This is a genomic window from Pseudomonas sp. 22072, from assembly GCF_052046095.1.
Taxonomy (GTDB): Bacteria; Pseudomonadota; Gammaproteobacteria; order Pseudomonadales; family Pseudomonadaceae; genus Aquipseudomonas; species Aquipseudomonas paracarnis.
Window position 1 is genome coordinate 97763 of the sequence record NZ_JBQEQE010000001.1, and the last position, 22164, is coordinate 119926.

18 protein-coding genes are annotated in these 22164 nt (G+C 59.2%); 10 read left to right on the top strand and 8 right to left on the bottom strand.

All coding sequences use genetic code 11. The features are described from left to right. Positions 1–35 precede the first annotated feature (35 nt). Positions 36–812 carry a hypothetical protein gene (locus ACTJLA_RS00480; protein WP_034129195.1) on the bottom strand — a complete coding sequence of 259 codons (777 nt, stop codon included), beginning with the start codon at positions 810–812 and terminating at the stop codon, positions 36–38. A gap of 135 nt (positions 813–947) precedes the next feature. On the opposite strand from ACTJLA_RS00480, the gene def reads away from it, so the two are divergent. The 5 genes from def to ACTJLA_RS00505 all read left to right on the top strand — a co-directional run bounded on the left by def (position 948) and on the right by ACTJLA_RS00505 (position 5604). Continuing rightward, entirely contained in the window at positions 948–1454 is a 507-nt protein-coding gene (gene def / locus ACTJLA_RS00485) for a peptide deformylase (RefSeq protein WP_020301426.1), read from the top strand. 69 nt (positions 1455–1523) lie between these two features. Then, a complete protein-coding gene (gene fmt / locus ACTJLA_RS00490; protein WP_034129194.1) occupies positions 1524–2477 on the top strand; it encodes a methionyl-tRNA formyltransferase in 954 nt (317 codons plus the stop codon). After that, positions 2474–3784, top strand: coding sequence for a 16S rRNA (cytosine(967)-C(5))-methyltransferase RsmB (gene rsmB, locus ACTJLA_RS00495; RefSeq protein WP_072445687.1), 1311 nt, complete (start codon positions 2474–2476; stop codon positions 3782–3784). Before fmt ends, rsmB begins: the two co-directional genes overlap by 4 nt. A gap of 22 nt (positions 3785–3806) precedes the next feature. Beyond that, positions 3807–5180 (top strand): Trk system potassium transporter TrkA, encoded by a 1374-nt coding sequence (gene trkA / locus ACTJLA_RS00500; RefSeq protein WP_014716287.1) that lies wholly within the window; start codon positions 3807–3809, stop codon positions 5178–5180. A 112-nt stretch (positions 5181–5292) separates the two neighbouring features. After that, on the top strand, positions 5293–5604 hold the full coding sequence (locus ACTJLA_RS00505; RefSeq protein ID WP_044270209.1) for a tetratricopeptide repeat protein: 312 nt from the start codon (positions 5293–5295) through the stop codon (positions 5602–5604). Positions 5605–5715: 111 nt separating this feature from the next. On the opposite strand, the gene ACTJLA_RS00510 is transcribed toward ACTJLA_RS00505, so the two are convergent. Together ACTJLA_RS00510 and ACTJLA_RS00515 are read right to left on the bottom strand one after the other, a co-directional pair. Beyond that, positions 5716–6603: a lysophospholipid acyltransferase gene (locus ACTJLA_RS00510; RefSeq protein ID WP_014716285.1), complete on the bottom strand. Its 888-nt coding sequence runs from the start codon at positions 6601–6603 to the stop codon at positions 5716–5718. Between the two features lie 40 nt (positions 6604–6643). Continuing rightward, positions 6644–7201: a DNA-3-methyladenine glycosylase I gene (locus ACTJLA_RS00515; protein WP_003187266.1), complete on the bottom strand. Its 558-nt coding sequence runs from the start codon at positions 7199–7201 to the stop codon at positions 6644–6646. Positions 7202–7282: 81 nt separating this feature from the next. On the opposite strand from ACTJLA_RS00515, the gene glyQ reads away from it, so the two are divergent. The 4 genes from glyQ to ACTJLA_RS00535 all read left to right on the top strand — a co-directional run bounded on the left by glyQ (position 7283) and on the right by ACTJLA_RS00535 (position 11679). Beyond that, positions 7283–8236 carry a glycine--tRNA ligase subunit alpha gene (gene glyQ, locus ACTJLA_RS00520; RefSeq protein WP_003187265.1) on the top strand — a complete coding sequence of 318 codons (954 nt, stop codon included), beginning with the start codon at positions 7283–7285 and terminating at the stop codon, positions 8234–8236. Beyond that, positions 8233–10287, top strand: a complete 2055-nt coding sequence (gene glyS / locus ACTJLA_RS00525; protein ID WP_057975198.1) for a glycine--tRNA ligase subunit beta — start codon at positions 8233–8235, stop codon at positions 10285–10287. Before glyQ ends, glyS begins: the two co-directional genes overlap by 4 nt. A gap of 2 nt (positions 10288–10289) precedes the next feature. Next, positions 10290–10826 carry a D-glycero-beta-D-manno-heptose 1,7-bisphosphate 7-phosphatase gene (gene gmhB / locus ACTJLA_RS00530; protein WP_161793233.1) on the top strand — a complete coding sequence of 179 codons (537 nt, stop codon included), beginning with the start codon at positions 10290–10292 and terminating at the stop codon, positions 10824–10826. Between the two features lie 82 nt (positions 10827–10908). Then, entirely contained in the window at positions 10909–11679 is a 771-nt protein-coding gene (locus tag ACTJLA_RS00535; RefSeq protein WP_003187258.1) for a lysophospholipid acyltransferase family protein, read from the top strand. Between the two features lie 181 nt (positions 11680–11860). Here ACTJLA_RS00535 and ACTJLA_RS00540 read toward each other — a convergent pair whose 3' ends face one another. Then, the gene (locus ACTJLA_RS00540) at positions 11861–14140 is read right to left on the bottom strand and encodes a CHASE2 domain-containing protein (protein WP_314547351.1); all 2280 of its coding nucleotides are present in this window, start codon (positions 14138–14140) and stop codon (positions 11861–11863) included. Between the two features lie 415 nt (positions 14141–14555). Here ACTJLA_RS00540 and ACTJLA_RS00545 point away from each other — a divergent pair, with 415 nt between their 5' ends. Continuing rightward, positions 14556–15278 carry a response regulator transcription factor gene (locus ACTJLA_RS00545; RefSeq protein ID WP_057975200.1) on the top strand — a complete coding sequence of 241 codons (723 nt, stop codon included), beginning with the start codon at positions 14556–14558 and terminating at the stop codon, positions 15276–15278. A gap of 104 nt (positions 15279–15382) precedes the next feature. Here the strand turns inward: ACTJLA_RS00545 and gyrB are convergent, their stop codons facing one another. The 4 genes from gyrB to dnaA are packed head-to-tail and all read right to left on the bottom strand — an operon-like array spanning position 15383 to position 21588. Next, positions 15383–17800, bottom strand: a complete 2418-nt coding sequence (gyrB, locus tag ACTJLA_RS00550) for a DNA topoisomerase (ATP-hydrolyzing) subunit B (protein ID WP_003187253.1) — start codon at positions 17798–17800, stop codon at positions 15383–15385. A gap of 4 nt (positions 17801–17804) precedes the next feature. After that, positions 17805–18908 (bottom strand): DNA replication/repair protein RecF, encoded by a 1104-nt coding sequence (gene recF, locus ACTJLA_RS00555; RefSeq protein ID WP_020302573.1) that lies wholly within the window; start codon positions 18906–18908, stop codon positions 17805–17807. A 20-nt stretch (positions 18909–18928) separates the two neighbouring features. Continuing rightward, positions 18929–20032: a DNA polymerase III subunit beta gene (dnaN, locus tag ACTJLA_RS00560; protein ID WP_003187250.1), complete on the bottom strand. Its 1104-nt coding sequence runs from the start codon at positions 20030–20032 to the stop codon at positions 18929–18931. Positions 20033–20070: 38 nt separating this feature from the next. Further along, positions 20071–21588 carry a chromosomal replication initiator protein DnaA gene (dnaA, locus tag ACTJLA_RS00565; protein ID WP_003187249.1) on the bottom strand — a complete coding sequence of 506 codons (1518 nt, stop codon included), beginning with the start codon at positions 21586–21588 and terminating at the stop codon, positions 20071–20073. Positions 21589–22164: the final 576 nt, after the last annotated feature.

Sequence of the window (22164 nt, forward strand, 5' to 3'; positions counted from 1 at the left end):
GGATAACTCTGTTGGTAACTTATTTAGCAGGCTATTTATTGCGCTTGATCAGCCGTCTCGAAACGGTCTTGCACGGCTAGCGACCGTGAAGCACTGAGCACCAGGGCATAGCTGAGCTTTTCATAGGTACGAAACACCAGAAGGGTGCCGGCTCGCTCATCCGGGAGTGGCGTGGGCGTGCCGGTGAGGGCGTCTCGCACGGTGGCGCCAGCCTTGATCACCGTCAGCAGTTGGCCCTCCACCAGGCCATCGCGGCGGCCCTTGTTCAGGGTAACAGCGTCGAGCACGCCAATCTGCGTGACGCCCTTGGGGATGTCGATGATATGCCCTGTAATCAAGGGTGCAGGTTTGCACGGCTCCAGGTTCGCCAAAGCAACGGGAGGCTCGGCGCGCAACAAGCGGTCGCCTGGGCGGATTTCCTGGGTCACCCGTTGCACTGCGAGGGTGGTGAGGCTGTCGGCAAGCACAAAGCGCGCAGTGCCGATGTCGTCGGCATTGATGCCGAGTAACTCCTGGGTAACGGGGTCGGTGTAGGCCTTGCCTCGCCGAAAGATCCCGTAGCTCGGCTGGGCCGGGTCCAGACGCCCGCGCGCATGCACACGCTCGTCGTTGGCACCCAGCACGCGCCCGCCTTGCGCCGCAATAATATAAGGCGCGTTATCCAGGTCCTCGGGCGAGTCAAAAATACGGTTGTGCAGTAAAAAATGCTGGATGGCCTGTTGCGCTGCCTGATCCAGGCGCTCAGTGGGTTGCGCAATCAACGCCGTGGCGAACGGGGCCCACAGCAGCAAGACGAGTAGCGATTTCCTCATGGGGTGAATCTCCTTTATTATGTGCGTTCGCGTGAAATGCCATGGCCTTCGCGGCTTCCGAGCGTTTCACACCGGCCGTATGGGTCCATCCCACCGCCGATTTGTCTCTTCCTCACATGTGCAGCAATTACGCTTATGGCTATTTTGAACATCCTCGAATTTCCCGACTCGCGCCTGCGCACGATCGCCAAGCCGGTGGCCGTAGTGGACGACAAGGTTCGTCAGTTGGTCGATGACATGTTTGAAACAATGTATGAAGCCCCGGGCATCGGCCTCGCCGCTACCCAGGTCAACGTGCATCTGCGTGTCGTGGTCATGGACCTGTCGGAAGATCGCAGCGAACCTCGGGTGTACATCAACCCTGAGTTCGAACCGCTGACCGAAGAGATGGGCGAATACCAGGAAGGCTGCCTGTCGGTGCCGGAGTTCTACGAGAATGTGGAACGCCCGCTGCGCGTGAAGATCAAGGCGCTGGACCGTGACGGCAAGCCTTTCGAACTGGTTGCCGAAGGCCTGCTGGCGGTGTGTATCCAGCATGAATGCGACCACCTCAACGGCAAGCTGTTTGTCGATTACCTGTCCACGCTCAAGCGTGACCGCATCAAGAAGAAGCTGGAAAAAAAGCATCGCCAGCAAGCCTGATGCCCTTCTTCCAAAGGCTTGCTGCGGCAAGCCTTTTTCTTTTGTGACTGTTTTTAACCGAGAACTCCCATGACCGAGCCATTGCGCATTGTTTTTGCCGGCACTCCTGAATTTGCCGCCGAACACCTCAAGGCGCTGCTTGCCAGCCCTTATGACATCGTCGCGGTGTACACCCAGCCGGATCGCCCGGCCGGTCGCGGGCAAAAACTGATGCCGAGTCCGGTCAAGCAGTTGGCGCTGGAGCACAACATTCCTGTGCTGCAGCCGCCGACCCTGCGTAACGCCGACGCCCAGGCCGAACTGGCCGCGCTGAAGCCCGACCTGCTGGTGGTGGTGGCTTACGGTTTGATCCTGCCTCAGGCTGTGCTGGATATACCGCGCCTGGGTTGCATCAACAGTCATGCTTCACTGCTGCCACGCTGGCGTGGTGCGGCGCCGATTCAGCGCGCCGTTGAAGCGGGCGATCAGGAGAGCGGCGTGACCGTGATGCGCATGGAAGCCGGCCTGGATACCGGGCCGATGCTGCTCAAAGTCACCACCCCGATCTCCGCCCAAGACACCGGCGGCAGTCTGCACGACCGCCTGGCTGAGCTGGGGCCGCCCGCCGTGATCCAGGCCATCGCTGGCCTGGCTGCCGGCACCCTGCAAGGTGAAATCCAAGACGACAGCCTGGCCACCTACGCCCACAAGCTGAACAAGGACGAAGCGCGCATTGACTGGAGCCGCCCAGCCGTGGAGCTGGAGCGCCTGGTACGTGCCTTCAACCCATGGCCGATCTGCCACAGCACCCTGAACGGCGAAGCCTTGAAAGTGTTGGCCGCGACCCTGGCCGATGGCGTAGGCGCTCCCGGTGAGATCATCGGCGCTAGCAAAGACGGCCTGTTGGTGGCTTGCGGTGAACAGGCGCTGTGCCTGACGCGTCTGCAATTGCCCGGCGGCAAGGCGCTGAACTTCAGCGATTTGTTCAACAGTCGTCGTGAGAAATTCGCCCTGGGCACCACGCTTGGAGTGGTCACTCAATGAACCCACGTCTGGCCGCCGCCAAGGCTCTCGCCGCTGTGCTCAATGGCAAGGCTTCGCTGAACAGTTCTCTGCCGACGCAGTTGGATAAGGTTGAAGACCGCGACCGCGGGTTTACCCAGGACCTGGCCTTTGGCACCGCCCGTTGGCAGCCACGGTTGTCTGCGTTGGCCGCCAAGCTGCTGCAAAAACCGTTCAAAGCGGCGGACGCGGATGTCGAGGCGCTGTTGCTGGTGGGCCTCTACCAGTTGCTCTACACCCGCGTGCCGGCCCACGCCGCTATCGGTGAAACCGTCGGTTGCGCCGACAAGCTGAAAAAGCCCTGGGCCAAGGCCCTGCTCAATGCCGTGCTGCGCCGCGCCCAGCGTGAAAGCGAAACGCTGTTGGCCGAGCTGGAACATGATCCGGTGGTGCGCACCGCCCACCCGCGCTGGCTGCAAAAATCCCTGAAGGCCTTTTGGCCCGAGCAATGGGAGGCTATCTGCGCGGCCAACAACGCGCACCCGCCGATGATCCTGCGGGTCAACCGTCGCCACCACAGCCGGGATGCATACCTGCAATTACTAGCCGACGCGGCCATCAACGCCACCCCGTGCGTGTACAGCACGGACGGTATCGTGCTGGAAGTCGCCGCCGATGTACGCAGCCTGCCGGGCTTTGCCGAAGGCTGGATCAGCGTGCAGGACGAGGCCGCGCAATTGGCTGCCGATCTGCTCGATTTGGCCCCAGGCCAGCGCGTACTCGACGCCTGCTGCGCGCCAGGCGGTAAGACGTGTCACATCCTTGAGGTTGAAAAAGACCTGGCCGGTGTGGTGGCTGTGGACCTTGAGGCCAAGCGCCTGGTGCGCGTGCGGGAAAACCTTGCACGCCTGGGCCTCAACGCCGACCTGATCGCCGCCGACGGCCGCGACACCGCCACCTGGTGGGACGGCAAGCCATTCCAGCGCATCCTGCTGGACGCTCCTTGCTCCGCCACCGGCGTGATCCGACGTCATCCGGACATCAAGCTGACCCGCCAGCCCGACGACATCGCCGCCCTGGCGGTGTTGCAAGGCGAACTGCTCGACGCGCTGTGGCCAACCCTGGAAGTCGGCGGCATCCTGCTTTACGCCACCTGCTCCACGCTGCCCACCGAAAATACCGAGGTCATCCAAGCTTTCCTCGCCCGCACCAGCGGCGCGCGCGAACTGGACCTCGCCACTAGCGCCGGTATCAAGCAGCCCCACGGTCGCCAACTGCTCGCGCAGGAAGGCGGGCACGATGGCTTCTACTACGCCAAACTGATCAAGATCGCTGCCGCGCGCGGCTGAATGGTTTTAAGGGAGTGACCGGATGAAAATCATCATCCTTGGAGCAGGGCAGGTGGGTGGCACGCTGGCCGAACATTTGGCCGGTGAAGCCAACGACATCACCGTGGTCGACACCGATGCCGAGCGCCTGCGCAACCTGGGCGACCGCCTGGACATTCGTACGGTGCAAGGTCGCGCGTCGTTTCCGACGGTGCTGCGTCAGGCCGGTGCCGACGATGCCGACATGCTGGTGGCTGTGACCAACAGCGACGAGACCAACATGGTCGCCTGCCAGGTCGCCCACACCCTGTTCCATACCCCGACCAAGATCGCTCGGGTGCGGGAAGCGGCTTACCTGACCCGCGCCGGGTTGTTCGACAACGACGCCATTCCGGTGGACGTACTGATCAGCCCGGAACAGGTGGTGACCCACTACATCAAGCGCCTGATCGAAATTCCTGGCGCTTTGCAGGTGATCGATTTCGCCGAGGGCAAGGCGCAACTGGTGGCGGTAAAGGCGTACTACGGCGGGCCGTTGGTGGGCCAGCAACTGCGCCAGCTGCGTGAGCACATGCCAAACGTGGAAACCCGCGTCGCCGCGATTTTCCGCCGTGACCGGCCGATCCTGCCCCAGGGCGACACGGTGATCGAGGCTGACGACGAAGTGTTTTTCATCGCCGCCAAGGCGAACATTCGTGCGGTCATGAGCGAAATGCGCAGGCTCGACGAGAGCTACAAACGCATCGTCATCGCCGGCGGTGGGCAGATTGGCGAGCGTTTGGCCGAAGCCATCGAAAGCCGCTATCAGGTGAAGATTATCGAGATGAGCCCGACGCGGTGTCGGCATTTGTCCGACACCCTCGACAGCACTGTCGTACTGCAAGGCAGCGCCTCGGACCGTGATCTCCTGATGGAAGAGAACATCGCCGACGCGGATATCTTCCTGGCCCTGACCAACGATGACGAAGCCAATATCATGTCGTCCTTGCTGGCCAAGCGGCTGGGGGCGAAGAAGGTGATGACCATCATCAACAACCCGGCCTATGTGGACCTGATCCAGGGCGGCGATATCGACATTGCCATCAGCCCGCAGTTGGCGACCATCGGTACCTTGCTCGCCCACGTGCGCCGTGGCGACATTGTCAGCGTGCACTCGTTGCGCCGTGGCGCAGCGGAAGCCATCGAGGCGATTGCCCACGGTGACTCGAAGTCCAGCAAAGTGATTGGCAAGGCGATCCGCGATATCGGCCTGCCGCCCGGTACCACCATTGGCGCGATCATTCGCGATGAAGAAGTGATCATTGCCCATGACGATACGGTGATCGCCACCGGAGACCACGTGATTTTGTTCCTTGTGGATAAAAAACATATTCGCGATGTTGAGAAGCTGTTCCACGTGGGGCTGAGCTTTTTCTGATTAGAAAATTGCGTGAGCCTGCCGCCGCCATCGCGGGCAAGCCCGCTCCNGGGAGCGGGCTTGCCCGCGATGACGATATCGAAACCGCTATGTAGCTAAAGGATGCACAGCCATGCTCGAATCCCTGGAAAAAATGCTCGCCAAGGGTGTGGATAATTCATTGCTGCGCTTTGGCCTGGGCAAGGGTTATCTGGACCTGAAGGACAACGCAAAGGCGGCCGAGCATTTGCAGCGATGCGTCGAGTTCGATCCGAAGTATTCGGCGGCGTGGAAGTTGTTGGGCAAGGCGCGGCTGGGATTGGAAGATCGCGCGGCAGCACACCTGGCATGGGAGAAGGGCATCGAAGCCGCCCAGGCCCATGGCGACAAACAGGCCGAAAAAGAAATGACGGTGTTCCTGAAGAAACTTGATCGCCAAACCTGAGGTGATCACCTGTGGGAGCTGGCTTGCCTGCGATGCAGACACCTCGGTATATCAGNGCAGGCAAGCCAGCTCCCACATTTGATCTCCATTGGGCTGGAGGTCAGCGGTGAGTCAGTACCACCGCGCCTCACCCGGCGGGCGTTTCTTGAAGCGCTTCATGCTCCACATGTACTGGCTTGGGTAAGCACCTACATAGCGCTCAACTACCTTGCTCATCGCCGCACAGGACGTCGCGGTATCGGTGCTGTACATGTCCTCCGGCGCCGCTTCCAGGATCACCTTGTAGCCCGAGCCGTCCGGCAGGCGCAGGGCGTGCAGGAATACGCCAACGGCCTTGTGGCCCGCGAGCATGTTCGGCACGAATTTACTGGTGAGCGCCTGGGTGGCAAAAAACGGTACGAAGATCCCGGCGGACTCAGCCGGCTCCGGGTCGGCAGGAATACCCACCTGGCCGCCTTTGCGCACTTCCTTGATCACACTGAGAATGCCTTCCTTGGTGGAAGCCGCCACGCGGTTGCCCAACTGCACGCGCTGCTTGCGCAGCAACTCGTCCACGGCCTTGAGCTTGGGCGGGCGATAGAAAATGATCGGTTTGCACTGGCTGCAGTAGAAGTGGTTCAACACTTCCCAGTTGCCCAGGTGGCTGGTGATGCCCACCACGCCTTTGCCAGAAGCCAGGGCCTCGTGCAGCACTTCCAGGCCCTCGACTTCGCGGACCAGGTCGATGGAGCGCTGCGCCGGCCAGATCCACGCGCAGGCGCTTTCGGTGAGGGACTTGCCGATGTCCATCAGGCTGCGGCCCACCAGGCGCTCGCGCTCTGCCGGGTCCATGTCCGGGAAGCATTTGGAGAGGTTGATCCGCACCGTATCGCGGGAACGGTTGGGGGTTTTCCACATGATCCAGCCGATCCCTGTGCCGACGGCTTGTACAGCGCGCCAGGGCAGCAGGGCAAACAACCGAAGAGCGCCTACCAGCAAGGCGCCTTTAAACTTTTCCACAGGTCACTCCTGATCGTGTGTGGTGCGCAAAGCCGGCATTCTAACCGGCGTTGACCAAGTCCGCGTAACGGTCGCAGTCCTGGGTGTGGTCCATGACCATGCCCGAGGCCTGCATGAAGGCGTAGCAGATGGTCGGCCCGACGAAAGTGAAGCCGGCCTTTTTCAAGGCTTTGCTCATGGCTTCGGCTTCGGGCGTGATCGCCGGGACGTCGCTGCGATCCTTGAAGTGATTGACCTTGGGTTTGCCGCCGACAAACGACCACAGCAACCCCACCGGGTCTTCCAGCGCCAGCCAGGCCGCGGCGTTGCGCCGGGTAGCGTTGAGCTTCAAGCGATTGCGCACGATGCCCGGGTCCTGCATCAGCACCTCGATTTCTTCATCGCTCAATTGCGCCAGACGCTGCGCGTCAAAGCCGAACAACACCTTTCGATAATGCTCGCGTTTGCGTAAAACGGTGATCCAGGACAGGCCTGCCTGGAACCCTTCGAGCAAAAGCAACTCGAACAAACCCTGCGCATCGCGCAGCGGCGTTCCCCACTCTTGATCGTGATAAGCCATGTACAGCGGATCTTCAGAACACCAAAAGCAGCGTGGCATAAGGCTCCAGGGAGTGGTGGCGGGGCCGAATCGGGTATACTCCCGCTCTTTAAATCGCAGCCCAAGTAACAGGTGAATTTCGTGAGCCAGCCTACGCCAGCCGTGCGTACCTTCCAAGACTTGATCCTCGCCCTCCAGCAATACTGGGCCGAGCAAGGTTGTGTGGTACTTCAGCCCTACGATATGGAAGTAGGCGCCGGCACTTTCCACACCGCTACATTCCTGCGGGCCATCGGCCCGGAAACCTGGAACGCCGCTTATGTGCAGCCCAGTCGCCGCCCGACTGACGGCCGCTACGGCGAAAACCCGAACCGTCTGCAGCACTACTACCAGTTCCAGGTGGTATTGAAGCCCAACCCGGACAACTTCCAGGAGCTGTACCTGGGCTCGCTCAAGCATGTGGGCCTGGACCCACTGGTGCACGACATTCGTTTCGTCGAAGACAACTGGGAATCGCCAACCCTGGGCGCCTGGGGCCTGGGCTGGGAAGTCTGGCTCAATGGCATGGAAGTGACGCAGTTCACCTATTTCCAGCAAGCCGGCGGCATCGAGTGCTACCCGGTCACTGGCGAGATCACCTATGGCCTTGAGCGCCTGGCCATGTACCTGCAAGGCGTGGACTCGGTCTACGACCTGGTATGGGCTGACGGCCCGTTCGGCAAGGTGACCTACGGCGATGTGTTCCATCAGAACGAGGTGGAGCAGTCCACCTACAACTTCGAACACGCCAACGTCGACAAGCTGTTCGAACTGTTCGACTTCTATGAAAGCGAAGCCAAGCGGCTGATCGAACTCGACCAGCCGCTGCCGTTGCCAAGCTATGAAATGGTGTTGAAGGCGTCCCATACCTTCAACCTGCTGGACGCGCGCCGTGCCATCTCGGTAACCGCACGCCAGCAATACATCCTGCGTGTACGCACTCTGGCGCGTTCCGTCGCTCAAGCCTACCTGCTGGCTCGCGCCAAGCTGGGCTTCCCGATGGCCACCCCGGACCTGCGTGATGAAGTGTTGGCTAAGCTGGAGGCTGCACAATGAGTGCTCAAGATTTCCTGGTTGAACTGGGCACCGAAGAGCTGCCACCCAAGGCACTCAATACCCTGGCCGATGCGTTCCTGGCCGGTATCGAAAAAGGCCTGCAGACTGCCGGCCTGAAGTTTGAAGCCAAAAAAGTCTACGCCGCGCCGCGCCGTCTGGCTGTGCTGCTGACCGCGCTGGAAACCCAGCAGCCGGACCGCAACATCAACCTGGACGGCCCACCGCGTCAGGCAGCTTTCGATGCCGACGGCAACCCGACCCAGGCCGCCCTTGGCTTTGCCAAGAAGTGTGGCGTAGAGCTGAGCGAGATCGACCAAAGTGGCCCGAAACTGCGTTTCAGCCAGGTCATCACCGGCAAGCCGACCGCCAGCCTGTTGCCGACCATCGTTGAAGACTCCCTGAACGACCTGCCTATCCCCAAGCGCATGCGCTGGGGTGCGCGCAAGGAAGAGTTCGTGCGTCCGACCCAATGGCTGGTGATGCTGCTCGGTGACCAGGTCATCGATTGCACCATCCTCGCCCAGAAGGCCGGTCGTGAGTCCCGTGGTCACCGCTTCCATCATCCAGAAAGCGTGCGTATCACTTCGCCGGCCAACTACCTCAACGACCTGCGCGCTGCTTATGTGCTGGCCGACGCCAATGAGCGTCGCGAGCTGATCAGCAAGCGCACCGAAGAATTGGCCCGCCTGCAGGAAGGCACCGCCATCGTGCCGCCAAGCCTGCTGGACGAAGTGACCGCCCTGGTGGAATGGCCGGTGCCGCTGGTGTGCTCGTTCGAAGAGCGTTTCCTCGATGTGCCGCAAGAAGCCTTGATCACCACCATGCAGGACAACCAGAAATACTTCTGCCTGCTGGATGTGGACGGTAAGTTGTTGCCGCGTTTTATCACCGTCGCCAACATCGAAAGCAAAGACCCGCAGCAGATCATCGCCGGTAACGAAAAAGTCGTGCGCCCGCGCCTGACCGACGCCGAGTTCTTCTTCAAGCAAGACAAGAAGCAGAAGCTGGAAGACTTCAACCTGCGCCTGCAAAACGTGGTGTTCCAGGAAAAACTCGGCAGCGTCTACGACAAGGCCGTGCGTGTGTCCAAGCTGGCGGCCTACATTGCCCCACGTATTGGCGGTGATGCCGCATGGGCTGCGCGTGCCGGCTTGCTGTCCAAGTGCGATCTGGCCACCGAAATGGTCGGCGAGTTCCCTGAGATGCAAGGTGTTGCCGGTTACTACTACGCCCTCAACGACGGCGAGCCGGACGATGTCGCCCTGGCCCTGAACGAGCAGTACATGCCACGCGGTGCCGGTGCAGAACTGCCGACCACCCTGACGGGTGCGGCTGTGGCGATTGCCGACAAGCTCGATACGCTGGTGGGTATCTTCGGTATCGGCATGCTGCCCACCGGCAGCAAAGACCCGTATGCCCTGCGCCGTGCGGCATTGGGCGTGCTGCGTATCCTGATCGACAAGAAGCTGGACCTCGACCTGACCCAGGCCGTGGTATTCGCCGTCGGCCAGTTCGGCACCAAGGTCAAGCAAGCCGGCCTGGCCGAGCAAGTGCTGGAGTTCGTGTTCGACCGCCTGCGTGCGCGTTACGAAGACGAAGGCGTGGACGTTTCCGTCTACCTGTCGGTACGTGCCCTGCAACCGGGTTCGGCACTGGACTTCGACCAGCGTGTACAAGCCGTGCAAGCGTTCCGCAAGCTGCCGGAAGCCGATGCCCTGGCCGCCGTGAACAAGCGCGTGTCGAACCTGCTGAGCAAGGCCGATAACCTCGGCAGTGCCGAAGTCGACCCTGGCCTGTTTGCCGACGCCAAGGAGTTCTCGCTGAACTCGGCCATCGCCAAGGCAGAGAACGCCGTGAAGCCGCTGATCGCCGAGCGTGACTACGCGCAAGCGTTGGCGCGCCTGGCGTCTCTGCGTGAACCGGTAGACGCGTTCTTCGAAGCGGTGATGATCAATGCCGACGATGCCGGCGTACGGAAAAACCGCTACGCGATGCTCGCGCGCCTGCGTGGTTTGTTCATCAATATCGCCGACATCTCCGTACTGGGCTGACCATGTTGAAACTGCTGATTCTCGATCGGGACGGGGTGATCAACTACGACTCCGACGCTTACATCAAGTCGGTGGAGGAGTGGATCCCGCTGCCCGGTTCGATCGAGGCCATCGCGCAGTTGAGCAAAGCCGGCTGGACAGTGGCCATCGCCACCAACCAGTCCGGCATCGCCCGCGGTTACTACGACATCGCCACCCTGGACGCCATGCACGCGCGGTTGCGCACGTTAGTGGCCGAACAGGGCGGTGAGGTGGGGCTGGTGGTCTACTGCCCCCACGGGCCGGACGAGGGCTGCGATTGCCGCAAGCCCAAGCCTGGCATGTTGAAAATTATTGCAGAACATTACAAGGTGCCCTTGGCTGGGATATGGTTCGTCGGGGACAGCCTCGGTGACCTGGAGGCGGCCAAAGCCGTCGACTCTCAGCCAGTTTTGGTTAAAACCGGAAAAGGCGAAAAGACCCAGGCTAAAAACCTGCCGGTAGGCACCTTGATTTTTGACGATCTGGCGGCCGTTGCCGCAGAACTTATCAACAACTAGCCGCCCTCGACTTCCTGACCAAGGACTGTTCGGGAGTGCGCTTTTAACAGGCGGGCCGTGTCCCGCAACGGTAAATGCCGCCATGTCGATCTTGCAGGCCATCAGAACCTTTTTCTTTTACCTGCTGCTGGGCACCAGTTCGTTTCTCTGGTGCACCCTGAGCTTTTTTATTGCACCCTTCCTGCCCTTCAAGGCGCGCTATCGCTTTATCAACGTCTACTGGTGCCGCTGCGCGTTGTGGCTGAGCAAGGTGTTCCTGAATATTCGTTTCGAGGTCAAGGGCGCTGAAAACGTTCCTGATCAGCCGTGCGTGATTCTCTCGAACCACCAGAGCACTTGGGAGACGTTCTTCCTCTCTGCGTATTTCTCGCCGTTGAGCCAGGTGCTCAAGCGCGAGTTGCTGTATGTGCCATTCTTCGGCTGGGCCATGGCCATGTTGCGTCCGATCGCCATCGACCGGGACAACCCCAAGGCAGCGCTCAAGCATGTCGCCAAGAAGGGCGATGAGTTGCTCAAGGACGGCGTCTGGGTGCTGATCTTCCCAGAGGGCACGCGGGTCCCCTACGGCACAGTGGGCAAGTTCTCACGCGGTGGTACCGCCCTGGCGGTCAACGCCAACCTGCCTGTGCTGCCGATTGCGCATAACGCTGGCAAGTTCTGGCCCAAGACTGGCTGGGCTAAACGCCCAGGCACTATCACTGTAGTGATCGGCGAACCGATGTATGCAGAAGGCGAAGGACCACGTGCCATCGCCGCCCTGAACGACCGCGCTGCGGCGTGGAATGAGGCGCAGCAACGGGCCATGGGCTCCCTGCCTCCGGAACCGGTGGTGGTGGAGACGCCGGCCGTTTGAGCATCTGTGGATAACCTGTGTACGCTTTGTTGGCGAATTGGCTTTTTTGCTTCATAACAAGCTGATTTACTTACATATTTCTGTAGCTCATAAAATTCAGAAAAACGTGCATAAGTTTTTTCTTCATAAAAAAACCGGTCCTTGTGACCGGTTTTTTATGCACAGCAAAAAAGCCGCTTTTTCAGTCCTCCAATAGCGGCAGCAGCAGGATAAACGTCGAGCCCCTGCCTAGCTCACTTTCGCACACGATCCGCCCTCCATGCCGTTCTACTACCGCCTTGACCATGGTCAGGCCCAACCCAAGACCTTCACTGCCCTGGGCCGAATCGAAACGTCGGTATTGGTTGAACAACTCCGGTAGATCCTTCGGCGCAATCCCCGGCCCCTGATCACTTATCCCGCATTCCAACCAGCCTTGCGCACTGCCATGCCTTAACCTGACGGTGGTGCCAGATGGGGAGTATTTGATCGCATTCTCCAGCACATTGAACAATGCCCGGGTGAGCAGCGATTGGTCGGCATAGACCATGGCTTCATCCGCCTCATCCAGGTCATGGAGCAAATGGATGCCCTTCAACTGAGCAATCACCGCCACTTGATCAAAGGCGTCCATCACCAGCATGGCAAACAGGGTGGGCTGGAACTGGTAACCGTCCGCTTCAGCCTTGGCCAATTGCACAAAGGATTCGGTCAGACTCAAGGCTCGCCGTACCTGCTGTTCGATCTGAGTAAACACCGGGGACTCCCCGTTGTGCACGTCCAGCAGGGCGAGGATCGCTGAATGCGGCGCACGCAGGTCGTGGGAAAGGAAACGCAGCATGGTCTCGCGATGCTGCTGGGCTTCACGCTCCTTGCTCAGGTCCGTCAGGCTCAACAACCAGCCGAGGGCGAAATCCCCTTCGGCAGGCAGCAAAGGGGCCAGTTCCATGCGCAAACTGCGTTGGTGGATATCGCGAAACTCGACCAGCTCCAGCGCCGAGAGGGCAGGGCGTACACCATTATGCAGCGGGGGATAACCCAGATCGGCGAGCTGTTCGACGAGGTTTTCGCCGACCAGGTCATTGCCGAATACTTCACGGGCCACGCGGTTGGCCAACAGGATACTGCCCTGGGGATCGGTAATCAGGGTCGCTACCGGCAGGCACTCCAAGCCATCAGCCATAAAGCGCCGCGTATCGCGGGTACGGCTGACGGCTTGTTCAAGGGCAAAGATCCGCCCTTGCAGCACATCGCCCTTACTGGCGGGCGCGCGACGACGTTCCGGAAGCACCTTGGGCTCGTTATCCAGGCGTGCCAGTTCCCAGCCAAAGTAGGCGAGGATCACGCTCAGACGTCGCCAATTCCAGATCAGGTAACTCAGCAACAAACCGATCAGGCACGCTGCGGGGCTCCACCAGTGGCCCAGGCGCAATAAGGCCCATGAGCCCAGCAAAGCCACGGCCATGCCTGCCAAGGTCATCCACAGGGCGTAGCGTGGGCGCACAAGCAGAAGGCCCAACAGCAGGGCCACCAGGGACGTTGCCAGCAACGCCGCCAGCCAGCCGGGCAAATCGACGATGCTGCGGCCCTGCAATAAACCATTCAGTACGTCCGCCTGGATCTCAACGCCCGCTGTAGTACCTACGGTGGAAGAGAGCGGCGTCACGAAACGATCGGCCATGCCATAGGCTGAGGCGCCGATCAGAACCAGGCGACCACGCAGCGACTCGGGAGGTACCTCGCCGCGCAATACGCTGACGTAGGACACACTGGGAAAATGGTCTGGTTCCGAAGTGAGCGGCACACGGATTTCATGTTCCTGGTGCCAGTGACCTCCAGTAGGCTCTTGCGGCAGGCCCGGCATCGTCTCGGCGTGCTCGCTCATGGCGAATGCCAGCCACGCCAACTGAGGAAGTGTGCTTCCCGGAGGGCCTTCACGTAGATACACGCTGCGCACCACTCCGTCGTTATCCGCTTCGACGTTGATGTGCCCGACGCCCTTGGCGCACTTGAGGAGTGGCGACAACGGCGTTATCTGGGCCCTGGGGCTGACGCTGCTGTCCCCGGCGATGGGCAGCAATACATTGCCGGCTTTGCAGACGGCATCGGCCAGTTGTTGGTCGTCATTATTGTCGCCGGGCTCACTGAAGATCACGTCAAACAAAATGCCCGCTGGCTGTGCGGCGTTCAGGCGTTCAATCAGCTCGGCATGCACGCTGCGCGGCCAGGGCCACGGGCCTAGTGCTTCCAGGCTGGGCGTATCAATGGTCACAAGAACGATCCGTGGATCTGCCGGTAACGGCGTCAGGCGGCGCAGGCTGTCATAGAGCGGATTGTTGAGTGCAAGCCCCGCGCTCAAGGATAAGTACGCGGTGAAGGGCAGGAGCACCAAACCGATCAACAGCCATTCACGAACCAGCCCATGAAACAAAAGCTGCGCCTGGGTAGGTTGGCGTTTCTCGGCTTTGCGCCATAGGTTCACAGGGCTACCGCCAAAAGGGTGCCAAGGAGTCGATGGTCATTGAGTAAAGATTTCATAAGCCCAGGATCCCTCTCCATGGGGTTGCGATGAAGTGCATACGGTGTTCTGAAACCAGTGAAGCTTATTTGGGTCTCATTGGAGGAGTTCCCGCGGCCGCGCAATGAACGATACCGCACATTCAAGCAGGCATTACGCACCAGCGAGGCGATCGGCACCGACCCTTTTCCTGACCGACTGGAGCCGGTATCTTTCTTTGAGGACGTAGTGGGTGGCGTTTACGGCGCTTTCAGCGTATCGAGAGATACGAGCACCGTAAAATCCGCCCATAATTATTCAGATTCAGAGGCCGGCATTTGTACAGCATGTGCCCCTATCCAAATCCAAGCTCTCGTTTTTTGTAGGAAGGACCCCACCCATGCGTGTCGCAATACTGGATGACGAACCCGCGGAGTTGCGACGGGTGGAACAGACACTGCGACAGATTCCCGGCCCGGCTGAACAGCCTTGGTCGCTGCATTTTTTCGAACGTGGTGAAGACCTGCTGCGCCAGCTACGCCGGGAAACCTTTGACCTGCTGATTCTTGACTGGCAACTGCCGGACATCTCCGGGATCGCGTTATTGCGCTGGACTCGCGAGCACATGGAATCGCCCCCTGCCGTGATCATGCTCACCAGTCGCGATGCCGAGAGTGACATCGTCACGGCGTTGAATAGCGGGGCGGATGATTATGTCAGCAAGCCGTTTCGGCCCAACGAACTCAAAGCCCGAGTCAGCGCCGTCCTGCGGCGCCACGGTTTGCAAAAGTCGGCTACCCAAGAAGTGCAGAGCTTTAACGATCTGACGTTCGACGATGCCGAACTGACCGTCACCCGAGCGGGCAAACCCATCAACCTGACAGAACGAGAATACCGTTTGGCAAGTTGTCTATTTGCCAACCTGGCCCGACCGTTGTCTCGCGAGTACCTGTATGAGCGATTCTGGAGCCACGAAGAAATGGTGTCGTCGCGGCCGTTGGACACGCATATCTACCGCCTGCGTAACAAGCTAGGGCTGACAGCTGATCGCGGTTGGCAGCTGTTGACGATCTATGGGTACGGGTATCGGTTGGAGAGTGTGACACCCGCCGCGCAAAATTGAGTACGCCGATGTTCCACGTGGAGCATTTAAGAATTCGAGTCTGCAGACCAATAAAAAAGGCCAACGCTAAGCGTTGGCCTTTTGTTTTTAGCTGATGTGCCTGATCAGAAGTCCAGGTTAGACACCGCCAAAGCATTGCTCTCAATGAAGTCACGACGAGGCTCGACCGCATCACCCATCAGGGTGTTGAAGATCTGGTCTGCGCCAATGGCGTCTTCGATGGTCACACGCAGCATGCGACGCTGAGCAGGGTCCATGGTGGTTTCCCACAGCTGATCAGGGTTCATCTCGCCCAGACCTTTATAGCGCTGGATGGTATGACGCTTGGTGCTTTCCGCCATCAACCAGTCCAAGGCTTCCTTGAACTCCTTGACCTGCTTCTTGCGTTCGCCACGCTGAATGTAAGCACCGTCGTCCAGCAGGGTGCTCAGTTGAGCGCCGAGGGTGACTACGGTCTTGTAGTCGTTGCTGCCGAAGAAGTCGCGGTTGAAGGTGACGTAGTTGGACAGGCCGTGGGAGATCAGTTCGACCTCTGGCAGCCATACGTTACGTTCACGGTCTTCACGCAGGCTGGCTTTGTATACCAGGCCGGACTTCTCCACCGTACGCAGGCGCACTTCGTACTGGGCCAGCCAATCTTGCATGGCGGCGTGATCGCCCAACTGCTCCAGGCTCACGGCTGGCAGGTAGATGAAGTGCTCGGTCAGCTCCTGAGGGTACAGGCGCGACAAACGCTTGAGCGTCTTCATGACCATACGGAAGTCGTTGACCAGGCGCTCCAGCGACTCACCCGAGATGCCCGGCGCTTCGTCATTCAGGTGCAGGCTCGCATCTTCAAGGGCCGATTGCGTCATGTACTCTTCCATGGCGTCGTCGTCTTTGATGTATTGCTCTTGCTTGCCCTTTTTCACTTTGTACAACGGCGGCTGGGCGATGTAGATATAGCCACGCTCGATCAGCTCCGGCAACTGACGGAAGAAGAAGGTCAGCAGCAGGGTACGGATGTGCGAACCGTCGACGTCAGCATCGGTCATGATGATGATGTTGTGGTAACGCAGCTTGTCGATGTTGTACTCATCGCGGCCAATACCGCAGCCCAATGCCGTGATCAAGGTGCCGACTTCCTGGGAAGAAATCATCTTGTCAAAGCGGGCCTTCTCAACGTTGAGGATCTTGCCCTTCAACGGCAGGATGGCCTGGGTGCGACGGTTACGACCCTGCTTGGCGGAACCGCCTGCAGAGTCACCTTCCACCAGATACAGTTCGGAGAGGGCAGGGTCTTTCTCTTGGCAGTCAGCCAGTTTGCCTGGCAGGCCGGCGATATCCAGCGCACCTTTACGGCGGGTCATCTCACGGGCCTTACGCGCGGCTTCACGAGCGCGGGCAGCATCGATCATCTTGCCGACGACCAGCTTGGCTTCGTTCGGGTTTTCCAACAGGAAGTCGGAGAAGTATTTACCCATTTCCTGTTCAACCGCGGTCTTCACTTCGGAAGACACCAGCTTGTCTTTGGTCTGGGAGCTGAACTTCGGATCCGGTACCTTGACCGAGATAATCGCCGTCAGGCCTTCACGGGCATCGTCACCGGTGGTGGCGACTTTATGTTTCTTCGCCAAGCCTTCCGCTTCGATGTAGGTGTTCAGGTTACGCGTCAGCGCGGAACGGAAACCCACCAAGTGAGTACCGCCATCGCGTTGTGGAATGTTGTTGGTGAAGCACAACAGGTTCTCGTTGAAGCTGTCGTTCCACTGCAGGGCGATTTCCACGCCGATGCCGTCTTCGCGCTGAATGTTGAAGTGGAACACCTGGTTGACCGCGGTCTTGTTGGTGTTCAGGTATTCAACGAACGCACGCAGGCCGCCCTCGTACTTGAACAGCTCTTCCTTGCCGCTGCGCTCATCCTTGAGGACGATGCCGACACCGGAGTTAAGGAAAGACAGTTCACGAATCCGCTTGGCCAGGATGTCCCAGCTAAAGTGGATGTTCTTGAAGGTTTCTTCCGATGGCTTGAAGTGGATCTGGGTACCGGTGGTTTCACTGTCGCCGACAATTTTCATCGGTTCCTGTGGTACGCCGTGGACGTAGGTCTGCTCCCAAATCTTGCCGCTACGGCGGACAGTGAGGATCAGTTCTTCGGACAGGGCGTTCACTACCGACACACCTACACCGTGCAAACCACCGGATACTTTATAGGAGTTGTCGTCGAACTTACCGCCAGCGTGGAGCACGGTCATGATGACCTCTGCCGCCGAAACGCCTTCTTCTTTGTGCACGTCTACCGGGATGCCACGACCGTTGTCACGCACGGTGATGGATTCATCCGGGTGGATGATAATGCTGATGTCGTCGCAGTGACCGGCCAGAGCTTCGTCGATGGAGTTATCGACCACCTCGAACACCATGTGGTGCAGACCGCTACCATCATCGGTGTCGCCAATGTACATACCGGGACGTTTGCGTACGGCATCCAAACCTTTCAGCACTTTAATGCTGGTCGAGTCGTACGTGTTTTCTTCGCTCATGCCTTCACTCCCGATGGTCGTGGGTCTGGGTGATACGGCCTTGTTCCACGTGGAACAAAGCGACTGGCGTTTCCGTCTGCCAGCCTTCCCTCAATAATTCGTGGTCTACACAGGTGATAAACACCTGGCAGCGTAAGTCTTCCAACAAGCGGCATAGCGAGCGGCGGTGCTGCTCGTCGAGCTCAGACGGCAAGTCATCCACCAAATAAATACACTGACCGCGTCGAGCTTGGCTAACCAAATGGCCTTGCGCGATACGCAACGCACAGACCACCAACTTCTGCTGGCCGCGGGACAATATATCCGCAGCATTGTGTGCACCTAATCTAAGGCGCAAATCAGCGCGCTGGGGGCCGGCCTGGGTGTGTCCGATTTGCTGATCCCGTTGCAAGGACGTTGCGAGCACTGCATTCAGCTCACGCTCTTTGTCCCAACCCCGGTAATAACTCAGCGTCAGCCCCTCGAGATCCAATAACTCGCTCAAGGTCTGCTCAAAGACTGGTTTCAAGGCTTTGATATAGGCGCGGCGGTATTCATCTATTTCGTCGCTGGCCAGGCACAGTTCACGGTCCCAGGCTGCTTGCGAAGCGGCGTCAAGTGTACCATGCCGCAGCCATGAGTTCCGCTGCCGCAGGGCCTTCTGCAGGCGCTGCCAAGTGGCCATGAAGCGTGGTTCCACGTGGAACACGCCCCAGTCGAGAAACTGCCGACGGATTTTCGGGGCCCCCTCCAACAATCGAAAGCTGTCGGGGTTGATCAGTTGCAACGGCAGGATCTCGGCCAGTTGCGCTGCGCTGCGCGCATTTTGCCCGTCGATTCGGATCTGAAATTCGCCACCGCGATCACGCGATATCCCCAGGCTGCTATGTCCGCCCTCAGCCAGTTCCACTTGGCCAAATACGGTACAGGCCAATTGTTCGTACTGAATCACGGGCAACAAACGGGCACTGCGGAAGGAACGCGCAAGCCCCAGCAGGTGGATGGCTTCCAGCACGCTGGTTTTACCACTGCCGTTGGCGCCATGGAGGATGTTGATGCGGGGGGAAGGGGAGAAGGTCACCGGGTGCAGATTGCGCACCGCGGTGACCGAGACGCGACTAAGGGACATCTAGCTTCTGCTGAGCATGATTACAGGCGCATCGGCATGACAACGTAAGCCGAGTCGTCGTTGTCAGATTCTTGCACCAGGGCGCTGCTGTTGGAGTCCGACAGGATCAGACGAACCTGTTCGGTGGTCATGACACCCAGCACGTCCAACAGGTAGCTCACGTTAAAGCCGATTTCCAGCGATGCGCCGTTGTAGTCGACACCCACTTCTTCTTCCGCCTCTTCCTGTTCCGGGTTGTTGGCCTGGATTTTCAGTTGGCCGTTGGCCAGTTGCAGGCGAATACCACGGTACTTTTCGTTGGAAAGAATCGCAGTACGGCTGAAGGCTTCACGCAGGGCCTGACGATCACCGACCACCAGCTTGTCGCCACCTTTAGGCAACACACGCTCGTAGTCCGGGAACTTGCCGTCGACCAGCTTGGAGGTGAAGGTGAACTCGCCGGTGGTGGCACGAATGTGGTGCTGGCCCAACACGATGCTGACGTTGCCGTCCGGCTCGGTGAGCAAACGCGCCAGTTCAAGGATACCTTTGCGTGGAACAATCACCTGGTGACGATCCGGCTGACCGATATCGGCACGCATCGAGCACATTGCCAGACGGTGGCCGTCGGTGGCCACGGCGCGGATGATGCCTTCCGATACTTCCAGCAGCATACCGTTGAGGTAGTAACGCACGTCCTGCTGAGCCATAGCGAAGCTGGTGCGCTCGATCAAACGACGCAGCTTGCTTTGCTCCAGGCTGCACGTCAGCGAGCCCGGGCCTTCTTCTACGGTTGGAAAGTCATTGGCCGGCAAGGTCGACAGGGTGAAACGGCTACGGCCTGCCTTGACCACCAACTTCTGCTCATCCACCTTGATGTCGATCAGCGCATCGTTGGGCAGGCTTTTGCAGATATCCATCAGCTTGCGCGCCGGCACGGTGATCTCGCCCGGTTCGGCGGGCTCTTCGAGCTGGACGCGACCCACCAGTTCGACTTCCAGGTCGGTACCGGTCAAGGACAACTGCTGCCCCTCGACCACCAGTAATACGTTGGAAAGCACCGGCAAGGTCTGTCGGCGCTCGACGACGCCTGCGACCAGTTGCAGGGGTTTCAACAGGGCTTCGCGTTGAATGGTGAAATGCATGGTCTAGTCCCTTGCCTTAATAAGCTGCGCTGGTGTCATCACGTAGTCAGTGTACGCAGCAGGTTCTTGTAGTCCTCGCGAATATCCGCGTCGGATTCCTTAAGTTCATTGATCTTGCGGCATGCGTGCAAGACCGTGGTGTGGTCGCGTCCGCCGAACACATCACCGATTTCCGGCAGGCTGTGGTTGGTCAACTCCTTGGAGAGGGCCATGGCAACCTGGCGTGGACGTGCGACCGAGCGCGAACGGCGCTTGGACAGCAGGTCGGAAATCTTGATCTTGTAGTACTCGGCCACGGTGCGCTGGATGTTATCCACACTCACCAGCTTGTCCTGCAAGGCCAACAAGTCTTTCAAGGACTCGCGAATCAGCTCGATGGTGATATCGCGGCCCATGAAGTGCGAGTGAGCGATGACCCGCTTGAGCGCGCCTTCCAGCTCACGCACGTTGGAACGGATGCGTTGGGCGATGAAGAACGCAGCATCGTGCGGCAGATCGACTTTAGCCTGGTCGGCCTTCTTCATCAGGATGGCAACACGGGTTTCCAGCTCCGGTGGCTCGACTGCAACCGTCAGGCCCCAGCCGAAACGCGACTTCAGACGTTCTTCCAGGCCTTCGATTTCCTTCGGATAACGGTCACTGGTCAAGATGACCTGCTGGCCACCTTCGAGCAGGGCGTTGAAGGTGTGGAAGAACTCCTCTTGGGAACGTTCCTTGCGGGCGAAGAACTGAATGTCATCGATCAACAGGGCATCAACGGAGCGGTAGAAACGTTTGAACTCGTTGATTGCGTTGAGCTGCAAGGCCTTGACCATGTCGGCCACGAAGCGCTCCGAATGCAGGTAAACCACCTTGGCATTCGGGTTCTTCTTTAATAGGTGGTTACCGACGGCGTGCATCAAGTGCGTCTTACCCAAGCCCACGCCGCCATAAAGGAAGAGCGGGTTGTAACCATGCTTGGGATTATCGGCGACCTGCCAGGCGGCCGCTCGGGCCAGTTGGTTGGACTTGCCTTCGACAAAGTTCTCGAAGGTAAAGGTGCGGTTCAGGTAACTGGTGTGCTTGAGCGCGCCTTCTACCTGCACAGTACGTTGCTCGGAGCGCACAGGCGCCTGTTGGGAGCTGGCACCAGCCATCGGGTCGAAGCTGTCGCGGGACGGCTCCTCATTCTCTGGCGCATTTTTGCGCGAAGACGGCTTGGACGGCGCAGATGTCGGTGCAGGTGCTGCGGCGACAGGCGCCACTGCGGCCTGGGCTTGCGACGCAGCGGCGGCCAATGGCGCATTCGGCGCGGCGCGGGGAGCCGAGCTGCGCTTGCTGCCTATTAATAAGGAGAGAGCAGGCGCCAGACCGTTGCCATGTTCATCGAGCAATTCGAGAACGCGGCCCAGGTACTTCTCGTTGACCCAGTCGAGGACAAAACGATTGGGCGCATAGACACGCAACTCGTCGCCTTCGGCTTCGACCTGTAGCGGACGGATCCAGGTGTTGAATTGCTGGGCAGGCAGCTCATCGCGCAAAAGCTCCACGCACTGCTGCCAAAGTTCCACTGACACGGATATCCCCTAAGTTGAAAGCCGGTGAGGCAAAAACAGCCGCCATTGTAGCGACCAGCCGTCCACTTATCCACATGTAGGTTGCTCACAGGCCACCCAAAATCAATGCTTTAACCGCTAAAAAGGCGACCAGTGGTCTGTGCATAAGCTCTGTGGATAAACCCACCTGAGCTCGTTGCACAAGCGGGGTCAAAAGTCTGTGGGTAACTGGCCTGTGGATAACTGCCCGTTCCACACACAGCTTATCCGATAGCGCAGCACAGGCAGAGCACTGCTTCTCCCCCGTGTTGTCATTCTCTGTACACCACGCGGAACAAGGTCTAAAGGCAGTTATCCACAGATGATCGCGCTCCTAGCTTTTATAAGCTTTACAGAAAAGCTTTAAATAACTTCCTTCTTTATTTTTATATCTATCGCATGCCGGATGGAAGCCAAGCGGGGAGAAGGGCGTCAGGACCCCGTCGACATCTAATTAAAGGAAAAGCTGGTTGGAAATTGACCTAGAGGCTTGCTTTCTCTAGAATCGCCGGTCTCTTAAAACGGGGGCCATTCCGGCCCGTTGTGGACGAACCAGGT

Excerpts from the sequence above, each read along its gene's own strand:
- ACTJLA_RS00480 (WP_034129195.1), bottom strand. The coding sequence starts at position 812 with ATGAGGAAATCGCTACTCGTCTTGCTGCTGTGGGCCCCGTTCGCCACG.
- def (WP_020301426.1), top strand. The coding sequence starts at position 948 with ATGGCTATTTTGAACATCCTCGAATTTCCCGACTCGCGCCTGCGCACG.
- fmt (WP_034129194.1), top strand. The coding sequence starts at position 1,524 with ATGACCGAGCCATTGCGCATTGTTTTTGCCGGCACTCCTGAATTTGCC.
- rsmB (WP_072445687.1), top strand. The coding sequence starts at position 2,474 with ATGAACCCACGTCTGGCCGCCGCCAAGGCTCTCGCCGCTGTGCTCAAT.
- trkA (WP_014716287.1), top strand. The coding sequence starts at position 3,807 with ATGAAAATCATCATCCTTGGAGCAGGGCAGGTGGGTGGCACGCTGGCC.
- ACTJLA_RS00505 (WP_044270209.1), top strand. The coding sequence starts at position 5,293 with ATGCTCGAATCCCTGGAAAAAATGCTCGCCAAGGGTGTGGATAATTCA.
- ACTJLA_RS00515 (WP_003187266.1), bottom strand. The coding sequence starts at position 7,201 with ATGCCACGCTGCTTTTGGTGTTCTGAAGATCCGCTGTACATGGCTTAT.
- glyS (WP_057975198.1), top strand. The coding sequence starts at position 8,233 with ATGAGTGCTCAAGATTTCCTGGTTGAACTGGGCACCGAAGAGCTGCCA.
- gmhB (WP_161793233.1), top strand. The coding sequence starts at position 10,290 with ATGTTGAAACTGCTGATTCTCGATCGGGACGGGGTGATCAACTACGAC.
- ACTJLA_RS00535 (WP_003187258.1), top strand. The coding sequence starts at position 10,909 with ATGTCGATCTTGCAGGCCATCAGAACCTTTTTCTTTTACCTGCTGCTG.
- ACTJLA_RS00545 (WP_057975200.1), top strand. The coding sequence starts at position 14,556 with ATGCGTGTCGCAATACTGGATGACGAACCCGCGGAGTTGCGACGGGTG.
- gyrB (WP_003187253.1), bottom strand. The coding sequence starts at position 17,800 with ATGAGCGAAGAAAACACGTACGACTCGACCAGCATTAAAGTGCTGAAA.
- recF (WP_020302573.1), bottom strand. The coding sequence starts at position 18,908 with ATGTCCCTTAGTCGCGTCTCGGTCACCGCGGTGCGCAATCTGCACCCG.
- dnaN (WP_003187250.1), bottom strand. The coding sequence starts at position 20,032 with ATGCATTTCACCATTCAACGCGAAGCCCTGTTGAAACCCCTGCAACTG.